Annotated in this window: 1 protein-coding gene and 1 pseudogene; both read left to right on the top strand. The window is 28.7% G+C overall.

Annotated elements, in window-relative coordinates:
• On the top strand, positions 1-575 hold a 575-nt coding region (locus IDG60_RS14545; RefSeq protein ID WP_206160834.1), incomplete at its 5' end, for an exotoxin beta-grasp domain-containing protein.
• A 376-nt stretch (positions 576-951) separates the two neighbouring features.
• Positions 952-1,336 (top strand): annotated as a pseudogene (locus tag IDG60_RS14540) (superantigen-like protein); the annotation flags it as partial.

The following is a 1,336-nucleotide window of genomic DNA, read 5'->3' as shown; positions in this document are numbered from 1 at the left end:
ATACAAACAAGTTACATCAATACTATTCAGGACCTAGTTATGAGTTAACAAATGTTAGTGGCCAAAGTCAAGGTTATTATGACTCTAACGTTTTGCTTTTTAACCAACAAAATCAAAAGTTCCAAGTATTTTTATTGGGAAAAGATGAAAATAAATACAAAGAAAAAACACATGGTTTAGATGTCTTTGCGGTACCAGAATTAGTAGATTTAGATGGAAGAATATTTAGTGTTAGTGGTGTAACGAAGAAAAACGTAAAATCAATATTTGAGTCTCTAAGAACGCCGAACTTACTAGTTAAAAAAATAGACGATAAAGACGGTTTTTCTATTGATGAATTTTTCTTTATTCAAAAGGAAGAAGTGTCATTGAAGGAACTTGATTTTAAAATAAGAAAACTGTTGATTAAAAAATACAAACTGTATGAAGGGTCAGCTGATAAAGGTAGAATTGTTATTAATATGAAAGATGAAAATAAGTATGAAATTGATTTAAGTGATAAATTAGATTTCGAGCGTATGGCAGATGTCATTAATAGTGAACAAATTAAGAACATCGAAGTGAATTTGAAATAATCAATGATATATAGAATAAAAGCTTAAGAAGCGGTTTAATAATCCCATGTTTAATGATTTTGATACGTGTTTTAATAATAAAAACATATCGAACATTGACTACGTTATTAAGCTGCTTTTTTGTACACTTTGTATCGAATAACTTAAGATCTAAAACTAATCGGAAAGAACAATGATTCCCCCAAAAAAATTTATGTTGCTATTAAAAATCAGTTAATACGAATGTTAAAATACGTTTGATTTTCATTAATAATGATTCAAGTTTATTTAAATGAGCGTTAATGTCAGTCTGTTTTGATGCACCTTATAATAAAGACAGATAGTTCAAATTACGTAATCATAACAATCCAATATATCAAGATTGGAGCAAATAAATATGAAATTGACTGCATTAGCAAAAGCAACATTAGCATTAGGAATATTAACTACAGGTGTGTTTACAGCAGAAAGTAAAGCTGTTCACGCGAAAGTAGAACTTGATGAGACACAACGCAAATATTATATCAATATGCTACATCAATACTATTCTGAAGAAAGTTTTGAATCAACAAACATTAGCGTTAAAAGTGAAGATTACTATGGTTCTAACGTTTTAAACTTTAACCAACGAAATAAAACTTTCAAAGTGTTTCTGCTTGGTGACGATAAAAATAAATATAAAGAAAAAACACATGGCCTTGATGTCTTTGCAGTACCTGAATTAATAGATATAAAAGGTGGCATATATAGCGTTGGCGGTATAACAAAGAAAAATGTGAGAT

Source organism: Staphylococcus sp. EG-SA-2 (assembly GCF_017152085.1).
The sequence above is the reverse complement of the archived record's forward strand: the minus strand, read 5'-3'. Positions and strand labels throughout refer to the sequence as shown.